The organism is Dermacoccus sp. PAMC28757, assembly GCF_014302635.1.
Lineage (GTDB): Bacteria > Actinomycetota > Actinomycetes > Actinomycetales > Dermatophilaceae > Dermacoccus > Dermacoccus abyssi.
The window spans coordinates 88,209-110,617 of record NZ_CP060292.1 but is presented as its reverse complement, the minus strand read 5'-3'; the positions used below and the strand labels follow the sequence as shown (position 1 = coordinate 110,617).

Here is a 22,409-nt window from a genome sequence, read left to right as displayed (position 1 = left end):
GCTTCGGTGCGATCTGGGCGCCTGGTGGCGCGACGGATCAGCCCTTCGTCGACAGCAGCGTGATGAGGCCACCGGCAGCGGCGACGTTGCCGAAGAACTTCGTCATCTGCTCGTTGCGCTCCTGGGGGTCCTCGAGGTTCCAGAAGTCGTGCGCAGCGGCCGTCGTCACGCCGATCATGCCGAGCAGGCCGATGGCGGACAGGTTCGGCTTGATGCCGAGCGCGAGGGTCGAACCGAGGGCGACCATGCCGGCGCCGTTGGCCTGGATGAGCTGCTCGGAGGTGGCGGGCACCTTCTCCTTGACGCCGTACTGCTCCTGCGCGTTGTCGATCAGACCCGTGAGGTGCTGACGGTTCACGAGAGCGTTACGGCCGCCGTAGATGAACAGCGAGCCGATGAGTGCGCGGCCGAGGGCCTTGCCGGGGTTGACCATGGAGAATCGCAACCTTTCGGGGAATGTCGGTGGAGGGCAGCGTCGCCCACGTCTGCCAACGCATAAGCCTGCCCGATCGGGCGCTATTCCGCACGGAGCTCATGATGTGACCGATCCGACATCGGCTCGGTGTCATGACGCCGGTGTCTCGATGCCCTCCACGGGGCGACCGTTCTCGAGGTAGAGGCAGTCCGGCGCATCCCACGCGGCGAGGACGCGTCGTCGGACCGGCTTGGAAAGGAGGGCTTTCGCACCCTCTCGATCGACGAAGCGGTGGCTGCGGATCTCGCTCTCCTGCAGCTCGATCGACGCGATCCGCTGGTCGGTGAGCGTGCCGCAGTGGAAGAGGAAGCGCAGGCCGATCGTGCCCGTCTGCTTGTCGGGCCGCGTGTCGACGACGACGAGGCGCCCCGAGGTGACGACGAGCCCCGTCTCCTCGAGCACCTCACGGCGGCAGGCCTCCCAGGGTGATTCCCCGTCGGCCTCCATCGCGCCGCCGGGGATCGTCCAGCCCTTCTTGTAGGTCGGTTCGAGGACGAGGAGGTTGCCCGCCTCGTCGAAGAGCATGGCGCCCGCTGACGCCGGGATCTCGGGTGGGAACCACGTCATGTCCCCGAAACTACCCCGCGTCTTCGCTGGTTTCGACCCGAAGTCCGGGCGGCCCGGTCTCGTTCCGGTGAGGCCGTGTTCGGGGTTGTCGGTGTCGTGTGATGTGATCGGGAACACGTTGAGCGACGGAGCAAGGAGCGAATCATGGAGCTGGCTGGCAAGGTGTGCATCGTCACGGGCGCCGCGGGAGGAATCGGCGCCGCGATGGCGGAGGCCTTCCTCGAACAGGGGGCCAAGGTCGTCATCAGCGACCTCGACGGTGACCGCCTCGAAGCGACGCGGGAGCGCCTCGCGCAGACCCACGGAGCCGTAGCCGCGCGGGCGGGCAACGCGGCTGACCCGGCCGACATCGCCGCCATGATCGCGCTGGCCGAGGAGACCTTCGACGGGCCCGTCGACGTGTACGCCGCGAACGCGGGTATCGGCGGTGGAGCCGACCTCGCCGACGAGGCGGCGTGGGCGGCGTCGTTCGACGTCAACGTCATGGCGCACGTGCGCGCAGCGCAGGCGCTCGTGCCGGGGTGGGTCGGGCGCGGCGAGGGCTACTTCGTTTCGACGGCGTCGGCCGCCGGCCTCATCACGCAGCTCGGCTCGGCCACGTACGCCACGACGAAGCACGCCGCCGTCGCGTTCTGCGAGTGGCTCGCCGTCACCTACGGCACGAAGGGTGTGCGTGTGTCGTGCCTGTGCCCCATGGGCGTCGACACGGCGCTGCTCACCGACGTGAGCGAGGGGTCGCGCGTTGCACAGCGCGCCGTCACGGAGTCGGGGCCGGTGCTCAGCCCCGAGCAGGTGGCGCAGGACGTCGTCGATGCCATGCGGGCCGAGACCTTCCTCATCCTCCCGCACGCCAACGTGCTCGACATGCTCCGCGGCAAGACGGCCGACTACGACCGCTGGATCTCGGGCATGCAGCGCTTCGGGGAGCACCTCGCGTCGAGCTGACGGTTCGGCTCGTCGCGGACCGCCGACCGGGCTCAGTGCCCGTGGTGGGCGAACTCGTCGCGTGCCGGCACGCGGTAGCGCAGGCAGGCCAGGGCCAGCAGCGCTGCCATGACGATGGTGGCGACGAAGTAGACGCCAACGGGTGTGTCTGCGCCGACGTGGTCGATCGCCATGCCGAGGACGAGCACCGGGATGGCGCTGCCGCAGTAGGTGACCACGTACATGAGGCTCACCGAGCGTGCCACCTCGCGCGGCGGCGTCAGCGCGCTCATCGTGGCGAACAGCGTGCGGAACGCGACGCCCTGGCCACTGCCGATGAGGAAGCCTGCGACGACGAGGGCCGGTGCGGTGTGGGCGTGGTCGGCGTAGAAGGCGAGAGCGAGTCCACCGGTCATGAGGGTGAGGGCCACCGCGGCCTTGTGCGCCCCGCGGATCGGAGCGAGCTGTGCGGCGGCCGAGCTGCCGAGCGCGATCGTCGCGAGCATGCCGGCCATGAGGCGCGAGCCGCCGAGCAGATCGGCGTAGCGACCGGGGGCGATGGCGAGGAAGTAGCCGAACACGGCGAAGGAGAGGAACCCGGTCGCCGCAGCGAGGGTGAAGATGCGACGCGTCGTCGCGGACACGCGCGGCATGGCGGGCATGAGCGTCAGCCAGCGCGGGTGGTCGGCGGGCGGAGGCGCGACGGGCGGGAGCGGCTTCACCGCGATGAGCAGGCCGAGCAGCACCACGACGGCGGCACCGTGGACGAGGTAGGGCGTGTGCATCGGGTCGCCGAACTGCGAGAGCAAACCGCCGATGAACGGGCCGGCTGCCACGCCGCCCGCCGAGCTGAGGAGCGTCAGAGCCGTGGCGAGTTCCGATCGCTCGCGCAGGAGGTCGCGCAGGCTCGCCGCTGCGGTGCCGGTGGCGAGCGCGACGGCCGCGCCGTGCAGAGCGCGGCCGAGCACGAGCGCGCCGAGCGATTGCGCCGTGACGAACGCCGCTGTCCCGAGCAGGGCGACCACCACGGCGACGGCCATGACGGCCCGTCGTCCGTAGTGATCGGACCAGTGACCGAAGATCGGTAGCCCGACGACGAGCGGCACGATGTACGCGACGAAGGCCAGCGTTACGTCGCTCGTCGTCAGCCCGAGGCGCGCGGAGAACAGCGGGAACAGTGGCGTGATGAGGTTCGCGCCGACGAGCAGGACGAAGATCGAGGCCGCCGTGAGCGTGATGCGCACGCGGGTCGGAGCGTCCCAGCCCGAGTGGGGGCGGGGAGCCCGCCGCGTCGAAGGGGTCGCTCGGGTCGTGTCGATCTGCGTCACTGGTGTCCTTCGCTGAGGGTGGGCGAGGGTGGAACGCCTGCGTCGGGGTCGCCGTCGCGGGCGGGAGAACTCGCCAAGGATGGACGGTTCTTGTCGACGTGGTCAAAAAGAGTGGCGTGGCTCACGTGGGCATCGCATCAGGCCCGCTGGAGGCCGCGAACACCGTCCTCGATACGGAAACGGGCCTTCGTCACGGCGTCGGCGCCGGGCTTCGTCACGATGTCGAGCGAACGGAACTCGGCCGTCATCGCCTCCGGGGTGATGCGCGTGGTGACGTAGCCGCGGTCGTCGTTGTAGAACTTCAGGTGGGGGTTGATGCGCTGGTTCGGGCTGGTCGTCGAGTGGGAACCGTCACCGGTCGACGTGATCGACGAGCAGACGAGCTCGGAGCCGACGACGGGGGAATCGGGGTCCGACCAGTCGAGCTTGAGGTCGTTTGCCCAGTGCTTGTGCACGTCCCCGGTGAGGACGACCGGGTTGCGGACGCCCGCCTCGGTCCACCCCTTCGTGAGGCGCGAACGGTTCGCCCGATAGCCGTCCCACGCGTCCATCGAGTACTTCTCGCCGGGGCCGGCGTCGGCATCCTGCGCGGCGAAGAACACCTGCTGTCCGAGAATGTCCCAACGCTGGCGCGACGCCGTGAACCCGTCGAGCAGCCACTTCTCCTGAGCTTCTCCCGTCATCGAACGTCCGGGCGTGTCGATCTCGGGGCCCTTGGCCTTCCACCCGTCGCCGTAGAGCTGGTCGTCGCGATACTGGCGCGTATCCATCATGTGGAAGGTGGCCAGGCGGCCCCACTGTGTGCGGCGGTAGATCCGGAACGAAGCGCCCTTCGGCTGGGGCAGGCGCAGCGGCATGTTCTCCCAGTAGGCGCGAAAGGCGTCGCGTCGCCGCGCAGCAAACGCCGCGGGCGTACCGTTGTTTTCCTCGGCCTTGGTGTTCTCGGGCACGCCCGCGGCCCAATTGTTGTCGATCTCGTGGTCGTCCCACACGACGAGCCACGGCGCGACGGCGTGTGCGCTCTGCAGGTCTACGTCGGCCTTGTACTGGGCGTGGCGTTGGCGGTAGCTCGCGAGGTCGCACGTCTCGGGCCCGGCGTGGTCGCGCACGTTGCCGTCCGGGGAGACGTAGGTGTTCGCCCTGTACTCGTACTGGTAGTCGCCGAGGTGAAGAACGAGGTCCGGGTGATCCTGTGCGAGTCGCCGGTAGGCCGTGAAGAAGCCGTGTTCGTACTGTGCGCAGCTGGCGAAGGCCATGGCGAGCGAGGCCGGCATCTCGTGAGGGGCGGGTGCCGTGAGGGTGCGGCCGATCGGTGATAGCCAACGCATCACCTTGAAGCGGTACCAGTACTCGCGTCCAGGCCGCAGCCCTCTGACATCGACGTGGACACTGTGGGCGTTCTCCGGCCTGGCCCTGAAGGTTCCGCGACGTACGACGCGCCGCATGCCGGGATCCTCGGCGACCTGCCACTGCACCGGAACGGTGCGCGCCGGCATGCCGGCGAAACCGCTCTCGTCCAGCGGGTCGAGGGCGAGGCGGGTCCAGAGGATGACGGAGTCGGACAGGGGGTCGCCGGAAGCCACTCCCAGAGCGAACGGGTTCTGAGAAAGTCGGCCCCCGCCGGGGGAAGCTGTGGCGTTCGCTCCGATGAGCGTCGCGCCGAAGCCGGCTCCGGCGCCGACGACGAAGTGGCGGCGAGAGATGTCGAACATGATGCGTCCTGATGGTCGAGTGCTGTAACACAACGACTTTCGATGATTTTCCGCCGCTGTGAGTGGCCCTGCCGTGAACGTGGAGCGCACGCTGCGTGAAGAGCGTCGCGGAGATCACACTGTTCGTCGAATACCCCGTGGGGGTATACTGTTGTCCTCACCGAGCGGCTGCGCGCCGCACCCGAGAGGAGAAGACCATGGCTCACGAGAACAGCTACACCGTCACCGGAATGACCTGCGGCCACTGCGCTGCGTCCGTCACCGAAGAGGTCGAGGAGATCGCGGGCGTCCGCGACGTCACGGTCGACCACGAGAGCGGCAGCCTCACCTTCGCCTCCGACGAGCCCGTCTCGCGCGAGGCCGTCGAAGCGGCCGTCACCGAGGCCGGATACCAGCTCGCGTGATCGGCCGAACGGCGACGGCGAACCGCAGTCGCAGCTGAAGGTGGCTCCCCACGTCCGCGCCGTCTTCAGCCGCGCTCCGCATCGAGTGAGGAAGGACGAGGATGCAGGCGACCACCACCCATGACGAGGTCGAACTCGCGCTCACCGGCATGACGTGCGCGTCGTGTGCCAACCGCATCGAGCGCAAGCTGAACAAGCTCGACGGCGTCGACGCGAGCGTCAACTACGCCACGGAAAAGGCGCACGTCAGCTACCCCGGGGGCACCGACGTCGCCGACCTCCTCGCCACCGTAGAGAAGGCCGGGTACGGCGCGAGCGTCATCGAACCCGAGCCGCTCACTCCTGTGGGCGACGCTGATGCCGATGGTGCTGACGCGCCGCTGTCGGACGCCGAACGACACACGGAGGAGTTGCGTCAACGCCTCCTCATCAGCGCGGTTCTCACCGTGCCGGTCGTCCTCATGGCGATGGTGCCGCCGTTGCAGTTCACGAACTGGCAGTGGCTGTCGCTGACGCTGGCCGCGCCGGTCGTCGTGTGGGGCGCGTGGCCGTTCCACCGTGCGGCGTGGACGAACGCGCGCCACGGCTCGACGACGATGGACACGCTCGTCTCCGTCGGCGTCCTCGCGGCCTTCGGCTGGTCGCTCTACGCACTCTTCTTCGGCCACGCCGGCATGCCCGGCCTCAAGCACGGCTTCGAGTTCGCCTCCTCGAGCGGGCACGGTAGCTCGAACATCTACCTCGAGGCCGCCGCAGGCGTGACGACGTTCATCCTGCTCGGCCGCTACATCGAGGCCCGCTCCAAGCGTGCCTCCGGCGCGGCGCTGCGCGCGCTGCTCGACCTCGGGGCCAAGGAGGTCACCGTCCTGCGCGGCTCGGGCGGTTCCGAGCGCGAGGAGCGCATCCCCGTGCGCGCGCTCGCCGTCGGTGATCGCTTCGTCGTGCGCCCGGGCGAGAAGGTGGCCACGGACGGCGTCGTCGAGCACGGCACGTCGGCCATCGACGCCTCCATGCTCACCGGCGAGTCGGTTCCTGTCGACGTCACGGACGGCGACGAGGTCGTCGGGGCCACCCTCAACGCGGGCGGCAGGCTCGTCGTGCGCGCCACCCGCGTCGGCTCCGAGACTCAGCTTGCGCGGATGGCGAAGCTCGTCGAGGACGCCCAGAACGGCAAGGCCGACGCCCAGCGTCTGGCCGACCGGATCTCCGGTGTCTTCGTGCCGGTCGTCATCGCCCTCGCGGTGCTGACGTTCGTGGCGTGGCTCGTGATCGCCGGCGACGTGGAGGGTGCCTTCACCGCCGCTGTCGCCGTGCTCATCATCGCCTGCCCGTGCGCGCTCGGCCTTGCGACGCCCACGGCCCTCATGGTCGGTACGGGTCGCGGCGCGCAGTTGGGCATCCTCATCAAGGGCCCGCAGGTGCTCGAATCGACCCGTCGCGTCGACACCGTCGTGCTCGACAAGACGGGCACCGTGACGAGTGGCGAGATGGGCGTACAGACCGTCGTCGCCGCCGACGGTGAGGCCGACGGCGACGTGCTCACCTACGCCGGCGTGCTCGAGAGTGGTTCGGAACACCCCATCGCCCAGGCCATCGCGCGGGCTGCGCAGGACCGCACGGCGCTGCGCCCGACGTTCGACTCCTTCGAGAACGTGCCCGGTCTGGGCGTCCAGGGCGTCGTGGTCGACGGCGACACGAGCCGCCGGGTCGTCGTCGGTCGACCAGCGCTGCTCGAGGACTGGTCGATGCCGGTTCCCGCTGCCCTCGCCGACGAAGCGGCTCGCCTTCAAGCGGGTGGCGCCACCGTGGTCGCGGTGGGTTGGGACGGCGCGGCGCGCGGCCTCGTCGCGGTCGCCGACACGATCAAGCCCACGAGCGCCCAGGCCGTCGCCGAGCTCAAGGAACTCGGCCTGCGCCCGGTGCTGCTCACCGGCGACAACGAGCGTGTCGCGCACGCCGTGGCTGCCGACGTGGGCATCGCCGATGTCATCGCCGATGTGCTGCCCGCCGACAAGGTCGACGTCGTCACGCGCCTGCAGGGTGAGGGGCGCGTTGTCGCGATGGCGGGCGACGGCGTCAACGACGCTGCCGCGCTCGCGACGGCCGACCTCGGCCTCGCGATGGGCACGGGCACGGATGCCGCCATCGAGGCGGCCGATATCACGCTCGTGCGCGGCGATCTGCGCGTGGCGGCTGACGCCGTCCGCCTCGCCCGTCGCACCCTCGGCACGATCAAGGGCAACCTCTTCTGGGCCTTCGCCTACAACGTGGCGGCCATACCGCTGGCCGCGTTCGGCCTGCTCAATCCGATGATCGCGGGCGCGGCGATGGCGTTCAGCTCCGTGTTCGTCGTCCTCAACAGTCTGCGTCTGCGAGGCTTCGCCGCCTCGTCGTCGAACGGAAAGGACCAGTCATGACCGAAACGCCCTCGTTGGCCGAAACCTGCTGCACGAGTGACGAATCGGCTGAAACGCCCGGCTACCACGACTCGAAGAGGGCGCTCTCGCGACGCCTCAAGCGGATCGAGGGGCAGGTGCGGGGCATCGAGAAGATGGTCGACGAGGACCGCTACTGCATCGACGTGCTCACCCAGATCTCGGCCATCCAGTCCGGCCTCAAGGCCGTCGCGCTCGAACTGCTCGACGACCACATGGCCCACTGCGTCGTCGACGCGGCCCGCGCCGGGGGAGACGAGCAGGAGATCAAGCTCGCCGAGGTGCGCGACGCCATCGGCCGCCTCATTCGCTGACGGTTCTCTCGCCCGCGGCGGCGCCCAAGCGTCCAAGCGGCGCAGCTGAGTGCGCTGGCGCCGCGTAAGCGCTACGCCTTCCAGCCGCTCAGCCGTTGAGGCCGCGGGCGGCCACGGCCCACGGGTCGAGGCGCCGCCCGTCCTGCACGACGTCGACCTCGTCGGCGTAGTTGATCGCGTTGCAGCAGTGGTTGGGCACGAGGCGCACGGTCGAGCCGAGCGCGGGCAACGACGAACCGCCCATGTCGACGACGGCGTGGTGCTCCGACAGCTGCACGATGCGGGCGTCGGGATGGTCGAGCAGACGCCCGTGGCCGGTGGCCCAGGCCGCCTTGTCGGGGGCGAGCACCTTGCTCCCGGCGTTGACGACGAGGCGTCCTCCTGCGTGACTGACGACGGTGCCGTGTGCGGTGAGGGCGATGTCCTCGGCGGTGCACGCCCCGAGTTCCCACTGCTGAGCGTCGTTGAACACGTAAGCGCCAGGCCGCATTTCGGTGGGCGCCGACGAGGCCGTGTCGGCGGGTGAGGGTTCACCGACCGTCAACGAGGTAGGTGAGGTTCCCGCCGACGAAACAGACGGCCCGTCGCTGACGAACGCCATGCTCGGGCTCGACCCGCCGCTTCGCACGTTCGGTTCTACTCCCTTGGCTCGCATGGCCTGGGCAGCCAGTGAGAGAGCGGCGCGCTCGTCCTGGGCGGCGCTGCCGCGCGCCTCACGGGCGTAGGAGTGCCCGGGAAAGGTGAACGCGCCGACGACGTCGAGGCCGAGCCCGGCCACGGCAGCCGCCAACTCGCCCGCGTCGCCCGGCGTCACGCCACTGCGGTGTTGGCCCGAGTCGACTTCGATGAGCACGCGCAGCGAAGCGGTGCCCGTATGGCGACGCAGGGATCGGGCTGCATCGAGGTTGTCGCACCCTACGGTGATCTGCGCCGACTCGCTCAACCGTGCGAGTCTCGCCCCGTCTCCGGCGTCGACCCAGAGCGGGTAGGCGATGAACAGGTCGTCGAAGCCCGCCGCGGCGAAGACCTCGGCCTCACCGATCGTGGCGAGCGTGAATCCCCGGGCGCCGGCGTCTCGCTGCATCGCGGCGATCCGGGGGATCTTGTGTGTCTTGGCGTGCGGCCGAATCGGGAGCCCGGCTCGCCGCCCACGGGCCGCCATCGTCTCGATGTTGCGTTCGAGCACGTCCAGATCGACGACGAGGCGCGGTGCGGCTGACATGGGTGGATCCTTTGATGGGGTGAACGCACCCTAGTGCGCCGAGCCCGCCGTCCGCGAGCGCCGACCGGCCGTGAGGGAACCGCTCAGGCGCAGCGCTTGGCCGCGGAGACGACCTGGTCGAACAGCATGGTGAGCTCGCCGGCGCGGCGGTCCTCGAGCTTGAGGCCGTTCTCGGTGAACTCGCTGAACAGCAGGAGCGAGACCTGCTGGCGCACGACGATCATGTGGAAGTTGGCGAGGATCTGGCGCCAGTGCTCCACGGCGCGCACGCCGCCGTCGGCGCCGTAGGAGACGAGGCCGACGGGCTTGCTCTGCCACTCCGGGCCGAGGGAGTCGACGGCGTTCTTGAAACCGCCGGGCACGCCGTGGTTGTACTCGGGCGTGACGAAGACGTACGCGTCACACGCGTCGATCGCCTTGCTCCACGCCGTCACCTGCTCGTTGTCGTAGGAGCGGTTCGCCTGGGCCGGGAGGGTGGCACTCGTCAGGAGCGGCACGTCGAACGAGGCGAGGTCGATGAGCTCGAACTCGGCGTCGTCACGTGCGGATGACTGGTCGAGCACCCACTGCGCCACGAGTTCGCCCTTGCGGGTGTCACGGATGGATCCGAGAACGACGCCGATCTTCATACCTGCTCCTTCGAAAGGGGGTGTCGACCCAGGCTATTGAACGTTCAACGAATCACCAAGGGCTGCTGCGACCCCGTGGACAGATGGGGGCGGTCACGGCGCCTCCCACATGCGCGAGATGCCGCGCGAGTGGGGAACCCTTGGGCTCTGACCTCCCCACATGCGCGAGGAGTCGCGCATGTGGGAGAGCCTCGCCCCGGACGGGGAACGCGACGCTCAAGCCGAACGCCTCGCACTCACCAGTTCGCGCGTGTCGTCTCGTGCTGGCCCTCGAGTTCGGTGAAGCCGGCGTCGATGATGCTGACGCGGCCCGCGTCGGCGGCCCAAGCCGCTTCCGTGTCGCGCACGACCCGCACGCGGTGGCCGTCGTTCGCCCAGCGGCTGCGCTCGTCGGGCGTCATCGCCTCCCACGCCCGCTGCGCCGCGTGGGCACACTGTGCGGCCGTTTTGCCGCTCGTCATCTCGACGAGGGGGCTGATGCGCACTGTCACCATCGCGTTCTCGGTGGTGCTCTCACCCTCGGGCAGCGCGGTGCCTTCGACCTGCATCTTCGCGAGTTCGGGCGGCAGCGGCTTGACCGGTGCCGGGACGAAGGCGCGCGCCTCGGCGCGGCCCTGCGTGCACGTGAAGCCGGGCACGGTCTGCGCGTCGTCCCAGCGCTTGCCGCGGGCGCGCCGCACGATCTTGCGGATGGCGATGCCGCGCCACGCGTCGACGGCCTCGAGCCACGAGGTGTCCACCACAGCCTCGTCCGATTCAGCGAGCGGGGCGGCGGCCCGGCGCTCCGCTTCGACGATCAGCCCGACGCACGCGCGAGCGGCCGCTTCACAGGCGCCGATGTCGCTCGGTGGGTCGCTCTTCTCCACGCGCAGCGCGATCTGCATGGCCCAGGGGACGTCGCTCGTGTTCACGTCCGGCATTGTCTCAACTCGCGGGTGCGCCCACGAGGCGTGATCACAGGGGCGTGGTGAAGGCGACCGCCGCACCGTCGGCGCCCTGGAGGTCGAAGGTGCCGCTCGTGTCGAGATTCGGTGCGAGCCAGTAGCGGGCCCGGGGGAGTCCCTCGATGTCGACGATCGGTTGGGTCGGCGTCGTGACGGTTCCCGCGAGCAGAGTCATGGCCTTGGCCGGCACCATGCCCGCCGACAGGGTCGAGGTGTCGTCGAGCTCGAGTTTCACGTCGCGTGTCGTCGTCTTCGAAAGGGTTCCGACGAAGGAGCACGAGCCGGAGGCGCGCACGTCGTCATCCTTGCGCGGCTGCGCGAGGGCGCGTCCCGCAGCCTTCGTCGAGGGCACCTCACCGTCGCGCCCCGCGACGAGGCCCAGGCAACGGTGCTCACCCTTCGTCGACTGCACGAGTCGCCAACCCCAGTCGCCGCTCATGCCTGTGGCGACGGACGACCACGGTGAGTCGATCACGGCGGCCTCGGGGGAGCCGCACGCCACGACACTCGCGCTCAACAGCGCGAACAGCGACGCGACGATTTTCTTCATGTGACTCGTCCTCACGAGAGGCGAACGGCTGCGCTGATGCGCCCGTCCGGTACCTCGCAGACCACCCCCGCTGCGAGGCGGGGCGCCGGGACGAACGTCCGGTGACGGCTCCCATGCCGGTGACACGGCGGTGACAGGAGCGCCACAGCCGGGGCGGTGACGCTCGTTCGCGAGACAACCTCGAAGGAGAGAAACGCCATGCCACGAAGGCTTCACCGTCGTCGTCCCATCCGCACGCTCGCCACGGTCACGCTGACCGTCGCGGCCACGCTCGTCGCCCTCGGAGCAGGGGCTCAAGCGGTCGTCGCGTCGTGGGCCACGGACGCCAGTGCCGCCGCGCGGGCCGAGCTCAGCGACACCGCCACCGCGACGCAGGTGCGCAACGTGACGACGGCCGTCCGCTCGCTCGTGCCGGACGCCACCGTCGAGAACGTGACGAAGGAGGGTGACGCATTCGTCGTCACCGTGACGAAGAACGGCGAGCAACGCGTCTACCGCGTGCCCGCCGATCTCTCGTCCGCCACCCGCATGCTGGGGTAGCGGCCTGCCTCAGTGTGTCTCGTTCTCGACGACGGCCGGGGCCGTTTCCTTTTGATACCAGACGACCGGCAGCACACAGAGCGCGACGACGGCGATCATCGCGCCGGGGGCGGGCTTCCAGTCGGTCATCTCGATGAGGCGCTCGCCGACCAGCGGGGCGAACCCGCCGAAGATGGCCGTGGCCGTCGTGAAGCCGAGCGCCATGCCGGACATGCGTGCCTTCGACTTGAACTGCTCGGCGATCGTCGACGCGGCGACGGCGCTCCAGCCACCGGCGACAGCGGCGAGGACGAGTGCTCCGGTGAGCGCTGCGCCTCGGCTGCCGGAGGCCATGAGCTGGAACATCGTCAGCGAGGTCACCGCCGCGAGGACGCCGAACAGGAGCAGGATCGGGCGGCGCCCGAAGCGGTCGGCGGCCATGCCCGCGAAGGGCGTCACGAGGATGACGGCGACCGCGGCTGCGGTACCGAGCCACAGGGCGTCGCTCTCGCTGAACTTGCCGGCGTTCTGCAGGAAGGTCGGCGCATAGCCGATGCCGACGTAGTAGGTGATCGAGCCGAGCGCGGAGATAGCGAAGCCGCGGGCGACGGCGCCGGGCTCGACACGAAGCACCTCGACGAGGGGGTTCGTCGCCTTGTCGTCCTCGTCCTCCTCCTCGAAGACGGGCGACTCGTCCATGCGCGAGCGCATGAGGAGCGTGGCGCCGGCCATGATCGCCCCGATGAAGAACGGGATGCGCCAGCCCCACGAGTCGAGGTCCGGGCCGGTGAAGAACGACGTCGTGAGGGCGGCGAGACCGACAGCCATGAGACCGCCGACCTCACTGGCCGCCGAGGCCAGCGACGTGATGAATCCGCGACGCTTCGGCTCCGCACCTTCGACGAGGTAGGTGATGACGCCGGAGTACTCACCGCCGACGCTGAAGGACATGAGGCAGCGCATCGCCATCATGAGCCAGCCCGCCGTCGCACCGATCGACGCGTAGGTCGGCAGCAGTGCGGTGACGAGCATCGCGACCGTCATGAGCGCCATCGAGATGAGCAGAACCGGCTTGCGCCCGATCCGGTCGCCGATGTGACCGAACACCGCCGCGCCGACCGGGCGCAGCAGGTAGGTGAATGCGAACACGAGCAACGTGGCGGCGGTGCCGCCGGTGCCGCCCCCGAAGAAGACGCGGGAGATCACCGTCGTCATGTAGAGATACAGCGTGAAGTCGTACCACTCGATGATGGTCGACATGCCGGCCACCGTGAGCGAACCACGGCTGATGGGCGGGTGATCGTCCAACCGACGGGCTGGTGTGTGGGCGATGGCGGCCATCGAATTCCCCTTGTGCTGTCGGCGTCCTCGGCACGCGGATCGCGTGCCGTCAGGTTCTTCGGGCGGGCGCGGTGGACGGATTGGTCTGCGTGCAGCCTAGGCATGTGTGCGGTGCGTTGCCCAGCCTATGGGCACACAAGGATGGGGCGCCGACGGCTGCGATTCACGCGTCCGGGGTGCCCTGGACGTGAGCGGCGGCAGGAGTCTGCCTGTACAGCGCGTAGACTGGCCGTTCGAGCAGGTGGCCGGTCGGCCGGAGGCGACGTTTCTCGCCCGTCGACCCGGTGATCGTGAGAACAACGAGTTCGCCTGCGACGCGAGGTGTTACGCCTCGCGGGTGAATCCATGTGTTCGGAGATTTCTTGACTTCCTTTGCCGATCTCGGCGTGCCTGCCGTCCTGACGAAGACGCTCGACAAGCTGGGCATCACCACGCCCACCCCCATCCAGGCCGCGACGCTGCCCGACTCCCTCGGTGGCCGTGACGTTCTCGGCCGTGGCCGTACCGGCTCGGGCAAGACGTTCGCATTCCTCCTGCCGCTCGTCGCTCGTCTCGACGAGACGCGCTACGAAACGCGCACGTACAAGCCGCGTTCGCTCGTCCTCGCACCGACGCGTGAGCTCGCCAACCAGATCGCCGACTCGCTGAAGCCCCTCGCCGAGGCCGCCGGCCTGACCTACACGACCGTCTTCGGTGGTGTCGGCCAGAACCCGCAGGTCAAGGCGCTCGCCGCCGGGGTCGACGTTCTCGTCGCGTGTCCCGGACGCCTCGAGGACCTCATGGGTCAGGGCTTCTGCAACCTCGAGGACGTCGAGGTCTGCGTGCTCGACGAGGCCGACCACATGGCCGACATGGGCTTCCTGCCCGGCGTCAAGCGCATCCTCTCGAAGGTGCCGAGCGACGCTCAGCACCTGCTGTTCTCGGCGACGCTCGACAACGGCATCGACGTTCTCGTCAAGAAGTTCCTCACGAACCCCGTGACGCACGAAGCCGATTCGGCCAGCTCGCCGGTGGCGACGATGGAGCACCACGTGCTCGCCGTCGACAAGGACACGCGCATGGACGTCCTCACCGACCTCGTCTCCGCGCCGGGGCGCACCGTCGTCTTCACCCGCACCAAGCACGGCGCGAAGAAGCTGTCGAAGCAGCTCGCCGCCCGCGGTGTGCCGTCGGTCGACCTGCACGGCAACCTGTCGCAGAACGCCCGCGTGCGTAACCTCGACGCCTTCCACTCGGGCAGCGTTCGCACGCTCGTGGCCACCGACATCGCGGCGCGCGGTATCCACGTCGACGACGTGTCGCTCGTCGTTCACGCCGACCCGCCGGCCGAGCACAAGGCCTACCTGCACCGCTCGGGACGTACGGCACGCGCCGGCGCGGCGGGCACCGTCATCACGCTCATGACGCCGGATCAGCGCGGCGACGTGAAGTCGCTCCTGCGCGCGGCGAAGATCACCGCGACGACGACGTCGGTCGACAGTGCGCACCCGCTGCTGCAGGAACTCGCCCCCGGCGAGCGTTCGCTTCTCGACGCCAGCGCCGTGGCTGCTGCGATGCCGAGTGCGCCCGTCCAGCAGCCCTCGAAGAGGGGCGGCTCGCCCTCCGGTGGTCGCAGCCGTGGTGGTCAGGGCGGTTCGGGCCAGAAGCGCGGCGGTTCCGGCCGAGGTGGGTCGCAGGGTTCGAGCGAACGTGGCGGCCAGGGCGGTGGGGCCCGCGGCGGCTCGCGCCGTAACGGGTCGGCCACGGGTGGCCGCAGCGGTGGGGGAGCGGCGTCGTTCTCCGCGAACTCGCGCAGCGGCCGACGCTGACGCGGCAACGTTTCTTCCGAACGACGAACGGCCGGTGAGGATTCACTCCTCACCGGCCGTTCGTCGTCTGGGGGGGGGGGGGCCGTCTGGAGCGGGTCAGTGGGGCCCGTGCAAGGCTTCCGAGGTGGAGGAGCGCGCGATGTCTGCCTCGTCGAGCAGATCGGCCATGATGCGCCGGCCGTCCTCGACGGCGCGGCGCTGAACGTCCTCAGCCCGGCCGACGACGGAGATGCGCGCCACGTCGGCGGGTGGTGAGACCTGCAGGATGCGCGGGTCGTCGTACATGAGCGACTCGAGCTCCACCTTGCGTTCCGCGCGACGCTTCCACGCGCCGGCCGAACCGGGCGCGTGCCGCGTCATCCACCGCGCCACGAGCTGACGTTCGATGCGCTTGTCCGGGGAGATCTCCAGGGACGGCGCCTTCGTACGAAGCACCAGCACGTGCGTCGCACCCTGCTCGAGGGCGGTCTCGATCGGCACGTTCTCACTGATGCCGCCGTCGATGTACAACTCCCCGTCGATCTCGACGGGCGGCCCGCCCAACACGGGCAGACGGGCCGTGGCCCGCATGGCGTTCTGCAAACTCGCCTTGTCGTGGATCGTGTTCACGAGGTCGACCGATTCGCCCGTCGCTGCGGCCGTGGCGATGGGGTGGTACTCGACGTCGCTGGCGAGAATCTCCTCGAAGCCCATGGGCGTGACGTTCTCGTACAGGTCGTAGACGATGACGTCGGTGTCGACGACCGGCTTTCCGCGCAACGCGTTTCGCGGTCGGATGGTGGCGTTCATGCTCTCGGGAGCCCACCAGCCGTGGATGTTGGCTCGCGCCCGCCCGCACACGAGCCAGGCCCCGTTGAGCGCTCCGGCCGACGTTCCGTAAACGGCGTCGACGGCAGGGAGAAGGTCACGCTCCTCCATCTCGGCCACCATGCCCCCGCCGTACGCGGCACGTGAACTGCCGCCCTCGAGGACGACAGCGAGGCGCGCGTCGTCGTCACGCGAGCCGGGCGTGGAGCCGGCCGCCAGTCGCCGCCGGAGGAGATCGAGTACGTCATGCACCGGCTCATTGTGACGACCTCGTCCGTGCCTCACAAACGGGGAATCCTGTGGCGCGCGTCCATCGGTGTTCAATGGTCTCGTGGATCTCACCGTGACGACGCTCGCTGCCGTCACCTGCGCCATCCTCATCGGTGCTGTGCTGCAACGACTCTCGGGTTCCGGCATGGGTCTCGTCCTCGCCCCGACGCTCACCCTCGTCATGGGAGCGGCCACCGGCGTCCTGCTCGCGAACGCGACGACGACCGTCTCGGGGCTGCTGCTCACCCTCACCCTGCGCCGCCAGGTGGATTGGCGCCGTGCCGCCGTCATCTGTGCGTGTGTCGTGCCCGGGGCGGTCGTGGGCGCGCTCGTCGTGAGGGCGGCGTCGGCCGCGTGGCTGCAGGTCATCGTGGGTGCGGCGGTGCTGGGCGCCATCGCGTTCACCGCGCTCGCCGATCGCCTCGGCCGCCTGCCCCACGTCACCCGCGCCTGGCCGACGCCCGTGGCCGGCGTTGTCGGCGGCTTCTTCAACACGGTCAGCGGGGTGTCCGCGCCGGTGCTCGTCATTCACTCGCGACTGACGCGCTGGGAGCACACGTCGTTCGCGGCCACGCTCCAGCCGATCTTCATGACGATGGGTGCCGTCTCGGTGGCCGCGAAGGTGCTCCTCGGCTCGACGGGCGTCCACGAGTTGCCGCCGCTGTGGCTCCTGCCGTACGTGGTCGTGCTCGTGCTCGTCGGTATCGGGATGGGAAGCGGGCTCGCACGCCACGTTCCGACGGAGCGGGCCAAGGCGCTCGCCATGCTCCTGGCCGGCATCGGCGGCGCGAGTGCGCTCGTGCGCGGCCTGCTCTCGCTCTGACGGAGCCGCTCACGAATCCGGCAGACTTGGGTCCATGGACGAACGCGCGGTGCTCATCGCCTACCTCGAAAAGCAGCGTGGCCACGTGCGTGCCAGCCTCGAGGGACTCGACGACAACGCCGCCCGCAGGGCCCCGCTTCCCTCGAGTTGGAGCCTCCTGGGTGCGGTCCACCACCTCGCGCTCGACGTCGAGCGCTTCTGGTTCCGCTGGGTCATGGCCGGTGAAGGGGTTCGGCTCGCTGACGACGCGTGGCAGGTTCCCGGGCGCGAAACACTCGCGACCGTCCTCGACCTGTACGAGCGCGAATGCCGCGCGGCCGACGCCGTCATCGCCGCCATGTCACTGGAAGCACGTCCGCTGCAGTGGCGCGACGCGTGGGGCCCCTGCCACGTCGAGAACCTGCGCGATGCGCTGCTGCACGTCATCACGGAGACAGCCACTCATGCGGGCCATCTCGATGCTGCGCGAGAACTGATCGACGGACGTCAGCACCTCGTGCTCGAGTGACGCCTGAGACGATGCAGACATGACGATCCTGCGCTCCGTCGCCCTGTTCGCCCTCGCCGCGCTCACCGAGATCGGCGGCGCTTGGCTCGTGTGGCAGGGCGTGCGCGAACACCGCGGTTGGGCGTGGATCGGCGCGGGTGTCGTCTCGCTCGGCATCTACGGATTCGTGGCCACCTTGCAGCAGGACGCGAACTTCGGGCGCATCCTCGCGGCCTACGGCGGGGTCTTCGTCGCGGGCTCGCTGCTGTGGGCGATGGCGCTCGACGGCTTCCGCCCCGACCGCTACGACATCGTCGGCGCGCTCGTCTGCCTCGTGGGCGTCGCCGTCATCATGTACGCGCCCCGCGGCTGATCGGGAGGTTGCGAACGCGTCTCGACGCCGCGTGGCGTGCGATTGGGACGTTCGTGCGTGTCATGATCGCCTCGTCGCACGCACAGGAGACGAGGTAGGCATGACGCTGGTGGAGCGCTACGGTGCCGACCCCGCCGCCGAACGACTCTGGACCCCGGCAACGGTCATCACGTTCGTGCGTACCATAGCCTCCCTCGCGGTGGCGGCGCTCGCCGTGGTCAGACGTGACGAGCACCTCCTGTGGGCGGCGCTCGGCATCTACTGGGTCGGCGACATCCTCGACGGTGCTGTCGCTCGCAAACTCGGATGCGAGACGCGCATCGGCGCGGTCCTCGACATCCTGTGCGACCGCGTCAACTGCGCGCCCGTCTACCTCGGCCTCGCGTGGCTGCACCACGATTTCGTCGTGCCGATCTTCATCTACCTCTTCCAGTTCATGACGATCGACGCGTTCCTGTCGATCGCGTTCCTCGCCTGGTGGGTGCGTTCGCCGAACTACTTCTTCGAGGTCGACCGCACGATCTTCACGTGGAACTGGTCGAAGCCCGCGAAGGCGGTCAACTCTGCGGCTGTCGTCGTCCTCATGCTCCTCACCGGGTCGATGTGGGTGGGCCTCGTCATTGCGCTCGCGCTCGTGGTGCTCAAGGTCGTGTCGTTGCGCCGGCTCCTCGCGATCGGCCTGCCGATTCCGCCGTTCACCGGCGCAGCGGACTCGGCGCCAGAGACCGGAACCACCGGAACCAATGGAGCTGCCGGAACGAGTGATCGGTGACGGCGCTGCTCCTGGCCTTCGGGGTCGGTGTCGCGTCGGCGCTGCTGCCGTTCTTCAACGTCGAGGCGTATCTGCCCGTCATCGGGCTGCGCTCCGACCCTGCGCTGACGGTAGGGCTCGCCCTCGTCGCCGCTGCCGGTCAGACACTCGGGAAGGTCGTCTGGTACGTGCTCGGTGCACGGGGCACCGAGTCGGCGTGGCTGCAGAAGAAGCTCGACAAGGGCAAGCGTCGGGAGACGTACGAGCGGTGGTCGAACCGGCTCACGCAGCAGCCGCTGCTGTCGACCGGAATCATGCTGGCGTCGTCGTTCGTCGGGTTGCCGCCGCTGCTCGTCATGGCGGTCGTCGCGGGCAGCGTGCGCATGAGCATGACGATCTTCCTCTCCACCGTCCTCGTGGGACGATTCGCACGTTTCTGGCTGCTGCTCGAGGGCGCTTCCGCCCTGTGGCACCTCGACCTGTTCGGCTGACGAGGCCCGTCCCGCCCACCGAAATCGAACGGACGCCACCTTTCGTCGACCGCTTGCGAGTAGTCGAATAGAGCCATGACGACTTACGAACTGGCAGGGCATTCCGTCGCTCGCGTCGGGTACGGCGCCATGCAGTTGCCCGGCCCCGGCGTGTTCGGGCCGCCACGAGACCACGACGAAGCCATCGCCGTGCTCAAGCGCGCGGTCGAGCTCGGCATCAACCACATCGACACGTCGCAGTTCTACGGGCCGAACGTCTCCAACGAGCTCATCCGTGAGGCGCTGCACCCGTACGCCGACGACCTCGTCCTCGTGTCCAAGATCGGTGCCCGCCGCGACGAGCAGGGCAACTGGCTGCCCGATCAGCACCCCGACGCCCTCAAGGCAGCGGTTCGCGAGAACCTCGACACCCTCGGCGTGGAGCGCCTCCCCGTCGTCAACCTGCGCGTCATGCCGAAGGACGAGATGAGCGACCCGGGCACCGAGTACTGCCCGCTCGACGACCAGCTCGCCGCCATGCAGGAACTGGTCGACGACGGCCTCCTCGAGCACTTCGGCGTGAGCAACGTGACGAGGGACGAGGCCGCCCGGGGCATCGACGCCGGCGCCGTCTGCGTGCAGAACCCCTACAGCCTGCTCGCCCGCGACGACGAGGCCACCCTCACGCTGTGCGCCGAGCGAGGCGTGGCCTACGTGCCGTTCTTCCCGCTCGGTTCGGCCTTCCCGGGCATGCCGAAGGTGGCGGAGAACGAGACCGTCAAGGCCATTGCCGAGGAGCGCGGCATCACGCCTTCGCAGGTCGGCCTCGCGTGGCTGCTCGGGCGCTCCGAGAACGTCCTGCTCATTCCGGGCACCTCGTCGGTGGCGCACCTCGAGGAGAACTGCGGTGCGGGCGACGTCACGCTCGAGCCCGGCGACATCGACGCGCTCAACGCCATCGGCGCCTGACCGGTCTTCCGGGCGCCACGTGAGCGACCGCGTCGGGGGACACCCGGCGCGGTCGTCCAGGTTTCGGTGACATTTCCCCTAACTGATCGCACGTCCGGGATAACCTGTGCGGGTCGTTGACGTGTCGTGCGTCACAGAGGAAGGCGAACGGAATGCAGAAGCAGAGCAAGCGGGTCTCGGCGCTCGCGATGATGGGCGCTCTCGCCGTCACGGCGGGTTCGCTCGCCGGGGCTCCGGCGGCGTCGGCCGAGACGAACGCCCCGTACCTCGTGGGTGCGGGCATCTACGACATCACCGGCGCGGTGGCCGAGACCGGTGCTTTCGGATACGCGGCCAACCAGGAGATGAACGGCCTCCAGGAGCGCCTGTACTCGCACGCCTACGTCATGGGGGACCCGAAGACGGGCAAGCGCGTCGTCTTCGTCAGCGCCGACGCCGGTGCCATGTTCCAGTCGGTGAAGCTGGGCGTCGTCAACAAGCTCAAGGCCAAGTACGGCAGCCGCTACGACGACTCGAACGTCATGCTCTCGGCCACGCACACCCACGTCGCCAACTCCGGCCAGTCGCACGACAAGCTCTACCAGATCGCCGGGGCCGACAAGTCGGGCTCCGGCTACGACCAGCGCAACTTCGATGCCATGGTCAACGGCATCGTCGCCTCCATCGAGCGCGCGGACGCCAACGTCGAGCCGGGCAACATCTCCGTGACGAGCGGCAACCTCTCGGGCGCGACGAAGAACCGCTCCGCGAAGGCGTACGAGGCGAACAAGGACGCCGGTTCCTTCGACTCGAACGTCAACGAGACGATGACGGTGCTCAAGCTGACGTCCGCGTCGGGTCAGCCGGTCGGAATGATCAACTGGTTCTCGACGCACCCGACGCAGTTCTCGAAGGACACGACGCACATCAGCGGCGACACGAAGGGCCGCGCGCAGTACGAGTTCGAGAAGAAGATGAAGTCCGACCCGACGAAGGCCAAGACCTTCGTCGCGGCGTTCGCCAGCTCGGACGAGGGCGACGTCGTCTCCACGCAGGGCAACTCGAAATCGGCGCCCGGCTTCGGTGGTTCGAGCGACGACTTCGTCAACACCGAGATCGACGGAATGCGCCAGTACACGCGGGGCGAGCAGCTGTGGAACGGCCCGTCGACCCCGGTAACTGGTCCCATCGACTCCCGTGGGCGTTGGGCCAACTTCGCCGACTACACGGTCAAGGGCGAGTACACGCAGGGCGCCGGTGAAAAGAAGCTGTGCAAGCCCGCTCGCGGTTGGTCGTTCGCGGCCGGCGCCGAGAACGGCCCGTCCGACATCCCCGGCATCTACGAGGGCATGACGAAGGGCAGCTTCAGCGTCACCGACAAGTACAACAAGATCGACACCTCGGCCCTCGGGGGCCTCACGCGCTTCGCCCTGGCGTCGCTCACGACGATCCTCGGTGCCGACGACGCGTGCCAGGAGGAGAAGGCCGTGCTCCTGCCGGACGGGAAGCTCGGTATGGCGCCCACGGCGGCTCCGGTGCAGATCCTGCGCATCGGCAACGTCGCGCTCGTCGGTGTTCCCGCCGAGGCCACGACGATGAGCGGTCGCCGTATCCGGGCCGAGGTGAGCAAGCAGCTCGCCGGCACGGGCGTCGACAACGTCGTCGTCGCGGGCCTGACGAACTCCTACATGGGCTACCTCACGACGCGTGAGGAGTACGCGAAGCAGCACTACGAGGGTGCGTCGACGGAGTTCGGCCCGAACCAGCTCGGTGCCTTCCTCCAGGAGTACTCGGGCCTGGCCAAGGCCATGCGTGACGGGACGAGCGTGAGCAACCAGGTCACGCCGACGACGAAATCCGGTGGGGCGTCGCGCGCCGGTGTCGTGCTCGACGACAAGCCGCTCAGCCAGTCGTTCGGCCAGGTGCTCACCCAGCCGAAGGCCTCCTACTCACGTGGCCAGACGGCGACGGCGGTCTTCCGCGGCGGTCACCCGAAGAACGACTTCCGCACGCAGCGCAGTTTCCTCGAGGTGCAGCGCAAGGAGGGCTCGCAGTGGGTCACCTACCTCACCGACCGCGACTGGGACACGTCCTACACGTGGAAGCGCGAGGGCGCCTCATACTCGCGCACGACGGTGGACTGGCGCATCCGGGGCGACGTCCCGGCGGGCACCTACCGCCTTGTGCAGACGGGTGACTGGAAGAACGGCTGGAACGGCAAGGTCTCGCCGTACACCGGAACCTCGCAGGAGTTCACGGTCAACTGACCTGTGGACGCACCTCGGCCCCGCAACGTTCGCCGTTTCGG

The 22,409-nt window shown here is 69.1% G+C and carries 23 protein-coding genes; 13 read left to right on the top strand and 10 right to left on the bottom strand.

What is annotated here, in order from left to right:
- Positions 1-37: 37 nt before the first annotated feature.
- On the bottom strand, positions 38-433 hold the full coding sequence (locus H7F30_RS00510; protein WP_052946773.1) for a DoxX family membrane protein: 396 nt from the start codon (positions 431-433) through the stop codon (positions 38-40).
- Between the two features lie 132 nt (positions 434-565).
- Positions 566-1,042 (bottom strand): NUDIX hydrolase, encoded by a 477-nt coding sequence (locus tag H7F30_RS00505; RefSeq protein WP_187036051.1) that lies wholly within the window; start codon positions 1,040-1,042, stop codon positions 566-568.
- A 144-nt stretch (positions 1,043-1,186) separates the two neighbouring features.
- Between H7F30_RS00505 and H7F30_RS00500 the strand changes: the two genes are divergently transcribed.
- Entirely contained in the window at positions 1,187-1,987 is an 801-nt protein-coding gene (locus H7F30_RS00500; protein WP_187036050.1) for an SDR family oxidoreductase, read from the top strand.
- Positions 1,988-2,019: 32 nt separating this feature from the next.
- Here H7F30_RS00500 and H7F30_RS00495 read toward each other — a convergent pair whose 3' ends face one another.
- The gene (locus H7F30_RS00495; RefSeq protein ID WP_187036048.1) at positions 2,020-3,294 is read right to left on the bottom strand and encodes an MFS transporter; all 1,275 of its coding nucleotides are present in this window, start codon (positions 3,292-3,294) and stop codon (positions 2,020-2,022) included.
- Positions 3,295-3,431: 137 nt separating this feature from the next.
- Entirely contained in the window at positions 3,432-5,006 is a 1,575-nt protein-coding gene (locus H7F30_RS00490; protein WP_129664085.1) for an alkaline phosphatase, read from the bottom strand.
- Between the two features lie 197 nt (positions 5,007-5,203).
- Between H7F30_RS00490 and H7F30_RS00485 the strand changes: the two genes are divergently transcribed.
- The 3 genes from H7F30_RS00485 (at position 5,204) to H7F30_RS00475 (ending at position 8,159) form a co-directional block, all read left to right on the top strand.
- Positions 5,204-5,410, top strand: a complete 207-nt coding sequence (locus tag H7F30_RS00485) for a heavy-metal-associated domain-containing protein (protein WP_118912817.1) — start codon at positions 5,204-5,206, stop codon at positions 5,408-5,410.
- A gap of 101 nt (positions 5,411-5,511) precedes the next feature.
- A complete protein-coding gene (locus H7F30_RS00480) occupies positions 5,512-7,827 on the top strand; it encodes a cation-translocating P-type ATPase (protein WP_187036045.1) in 2,316 nt (771 codons plus the stop codon).
- A complete protein-coding gene (locus H7F30_RS00475; RefSeq protein WP_187036044.1) occupies positions 7,824-8,159 on the top strand; it encodes a metal-sensitive transcriptional regulator in 336 nt (111 codons plus the stop codon). Before H7F30_RS00480 ends, H7F30_RS00475 begins: the two co-directional genes overlap by 4 nt.
- A gap of 88 nt (positions 8,160-8,247) precedes the next feature.
- Here H7F30_RS00475 and H7F30_RS00470 read toward each other — a convergent pair whose 3' ends face one another.
- From H7F30_RS00470 to H7F30_RS00455, 4 genes are all read right to left on the bottom strand, one after another.
- Positions 8,248-9,381 (bottom strand): alanine racemase, encoded by a 1,134-nt coding sequence (locus H7F30_RS00470; protein ID WP_187036042.1) that lies wholly within the window; start codon positions 9,379-9,381, stop codon positions 8,248-8,250.
- An 83-nt stretch (positions 9,382-9,464) separates the two neighbouring features.
- Complete coding sequence (locus H7F30_RS00465; RefSeq protein ID WP_187036041.1) at positions 9,465-10,010, bottom strand: NADPH-dependent FMN reductase; 546 nt, start codon at positions 10,008-10,010, stop codon at positions 9,465-9,467.
- A 236-nt stretch (positions 10,011-10,246) separates the two neighbouring features.
- Positions 10,247-10,921, bottom strand: a complete 675-nt coding sequence (locus H7F30_RS00460) for a peptidyl-tRNA hydrolase (RefSeq protein ID WP_370562741.1) — start codon at positions 10,919-10,921, stop codon at positions 10,247-10,249.
- A gap of 43 nt (positions 10,922-10,964) precedes the next feature.
- A complete protein-coding gene (locus H7F30_RS00455; protein ID WP_187036039.1) occupies positions 10,965-11,504 on the bottom strand; it encodes a hypothetical protein in 540 nt (179 codons plus the stop codon).
- A 198-nt stretch (positions 11,505-11,702) separates the two neighbouring features.
- Here H7F30_RS00455 and H7F30_RS00450 point away from each other — a divergent pair, with 198 nt between their 5' ends.
- The gene (locus H7F30_RS00450) at positions 11,703-12,044 is read left to right on the top strand and encodes a hypothetical protein (protein WP_187036037.1); all 342 of its coding nucleotides are present in this window, start codon (positions 11,703-11,705) and stop codon (positions 12,042-12,044) included.
- 9 nt (positions 12,045-12,053) lie between these two features.
- On the opposite strand, the gene H7F30_RS00445 is transcribed toward H7F30_RS00450, so the two are convergent.
- Entirely contained in the window at positions 12,054-13,283 is a 1,230-nt protein-coding gene (locus H7F30_RS00445) for an MFS transporter (protein WP_255464904.1), read from the bottom strand.
- Between the two features lie 443 nt (positions 13,284-13,726).
- Between H7F30_RS00445 and H7F30_RS00440 the strand changes: the two genes are divergently transcribed.
- On the top strand, positions 13,727-15,172 hold the full coding sequence (locus tag H7F30_RS00440; protein WP_129664099.1) for a DEAD/DEAH box helicase: 1,446 nt from the start codon (positions 13,727-13,729) through the stop codon (positions 15,170-15,172).
- Positions 15,173-15,268: 96 nt separating this feature from the next.
- Here H7F30_RS00440 and H7F30_RS00435 read toward each other — a convergent pair whose 3' ends face one another.
- Positions 15,269-16,231, bottom strand: a complete 963-nt coding sequence (locus H7F30_RS00435; RefSeq protein WP_129664101.1) for a patatin family protein — start codon at positions 16,229-16,231, stop codon at positions 15,269-15,271.
- Between the two features lie 79 nt (positions 16,232-16,310).
- Between H7F30_RS00435 and H7F30_RS00430 the strand changes: the two genes are divergently transcribed.
- The 7 genes from H7F30_RS00430 to H7F30_RS00400 all read left to right on the top strand — a co-directional run bounded on the left by H7F30_RS00430 (position 16,311) and on the right by H7F30_RS00400 (position 22,368).
- Entirely contained in the window at positions 16,311-17,072 is a 762-nt protein-coding gene (locus H7F30_RS00430) for a sulfite exporter TauE/SafE family protein (protein WP_052946899.1), read from the top strand.
- Positions 17,073-17,106: 34 nt separating this feature from the next.
- Positions 17,107-17,580, top strand: a complete 474-nt coding sequence (locus H7F30_RS00425; protein ID WP_129664103.1) for a DinB family protein — start codon at positions 17,107-17,109, stop codon at positions 17,578-17,580.
- 19 nt (positions 17,581-17,599) lie between these two features.
- Positions 17,600-17,932, top strand: coding sequence for a YnfA family protein (locus H7F30_RS00420; protein WP_047310498.1), 333 nt, complete (start codon positions 17,600-17,602; stop codon positions 17,930-17,932).
- A 100-nt stretch (positions 17,933-18,032) separates the two neighbouring features.
- Positions 18,033-18,704 (top strand): CDP-alcohol phosphatidyltransferase family protein, encoded by a 672-nt coding sequence (locus H7F30_RS00415; protein WP_129664105.1) that lies wholly within the window; start codon positions 18,033-18,035, stop codon positions 18,702-18,704.
- Positions 18,701-19,174, top strand: coding sequence for a VTT domain-containing protein (locus H7F30_RS00410; protein WP_118915115.1), 474 nt, complete (start codon positions 18,701-18,703; stop codon positions 19,172-19,174). The genes H7F30_RS00415 and H7F30_RS00410 overlap by 4 nt, the downstream gene beginning before the upstream one ends.
- Before the next feature lie 75 nt (positions 19,175-19,249).
- The gene (locus H7F30_RS00405) at positions 19,250-20,122 is read left to right on the top strand and encodes an oxidoreductase (RefSeq protein WP_129664107.1); all 873 of its coding nucleotides are present in this window, start codon (positions 19,250-19,252) and stop codon (positions 20,120-20,122) included.
- Positions 20,123-20,274: 152 nt separating this feature from the next.
- Positions 20,275-22,368 carry a neutral/alkaline non-lysosomal ceramidase N-terminal domain-containing protein gene (locus H7F30_RS00400; protein WP_205744861.1) on the top strand — a complete coding sequence of 698 codons (2,094 nt, stop codon included), beginning with the start codon at positions 20,275-20,277 and terminating at the stop codon, positions 22,366-22,368.
- Positions 22,369-22,409: the final 41 nt, after the last annotated feature.

What these genes read in the sequence shown, in the direction of transcription:
- H7F30_RS00510 (WP_052946773.1), bottom strand. Translation starts at nt 433, where the DNA reads ATGGTCAACCCCGGCAAGGCCCTCGGCCGCGCACTCATCGGCTCGCTG.
- H7F30_RS00505 (WP_187036051.1), bottom strand. Translation starts at nt 1,042, where the DNA reads ATGACGTGGTTCCCACCCGAGATCCCGGCGTCAGCGGGCGCCATGCTC.
- H7F30_RS00500 (WP_187036050.1), top strand. Translation starts at nt 1,187, where the DNA reads ATGGAGCTGGCTGGCAAGGTGTGCATCGTCACGGGCGCCGCGGGAGGA.
- H7F30_RS00490 (WP_129664085.1), bottom strand. Translation starts at nt 5,006, where the DNA reads ATGTTCGACATCTCTCGCCGCCACTTCGTCGTCGGCGCCGGAGCCGGC.
- H7F30_RS00485 (WP_118912817.1), top strand. Translation starts at nt 5,204, where the DNA reads ATGGCTCACGAGAACAGCTACACCGTCACCGGAATGACCTGCGGCCAC.
- H7F30_RS00480 (WP_187036045.1), top strand. Translation starts at nt 5,512, where the DNA reads ATGCAGGCGACCACCACCCATGACGAGGTCGAACTCGCGCTCACCGGC.
- H7F30_RS00475 (WP_187036044.1), top strand. Translation starts at nt 7,824, where the DNA reads ATGACCGAAACGCCCTCGTTGGCCGAAACCTGCTGCACGAGTGACGAA.
- H7F30_RS00470 (WP_187036042.1), bottom strand. Translation starts at nt 9,381, where the DNA reads ATGTCAGCCGCACCGCGCCTCGTCGTCGATCTGGACGTGCTCGAACGC.
- H7F30_RS00465 (WP_187036041.1), bottom strand. Translation starts at nt 10,010, where the DNA reads ATGAAGATCGGCGTCGTTCTCGGATCCATCCGTGACACCCGCAAGGGC.
- H7F30_RS00455 (WP_187036039.1), bottom strand. Translation starts at nt 11,504, where the DNA reads ATGAAGAAAATCGTCGCGTCGCTGTTCGCGCTGTTGAGCGCGAGTGTC.
- H7F30_RS00450 (WP_187036037.1), top strand. Translation starts at nt 11,703, where the DNA reads ATGCCACGAAGGCTTCACCGTCGTCGTCCCATCCGCACGCTCGCCACG.
- H7F30_RS00445 (WP_255464904.1), bottom strand. Translation starts at nt 13,283, where the DNA reads ATGTCGACCATCATCGAGTGGTACGACTTCACGCTGTATCTCTACATG.
- H7F30_RS00425 (WP_129664103.1), top strand. Translation starts at nt 17,107, where the DNA reads ATGGACGAACGCGCGGTGCTCATCGCCTACCTCGAAAAGCAGCGTGGC.
- H7F30_RS00420 (WP_047310498.1), top strand. Translation starts at nt 17,600, where the DNA reads ATGACGATCCTGCGCTCCGTCGCCCTGTTCGCCCTCGCCGCGCTCACC.
- H7F30_RS00415 (WP_129664105.1), top strand. Translation starts at nt 18,033, where the DNA reads ATGACGCTGGTGGAGCGCTACGGTGCCGACCCCGCCGCCGAACGACTC.
- H7F30_RS00405 (WP_129664107.1), top strand. Translation starts at nt 19,250, where the DNA reads ATGACGACTTACGAACTGGCAGGGCATTCCGTCGCTCGCGTCGGGTAC.
- H7F30_RS00400 (WP_205744861.1), top strand. Translation starts at nt 20,275, where the DNA reads ATGCAGAAGCAGAGCAAGCGGGTCTCGGCGCTCGCGATGATGGGCGCT.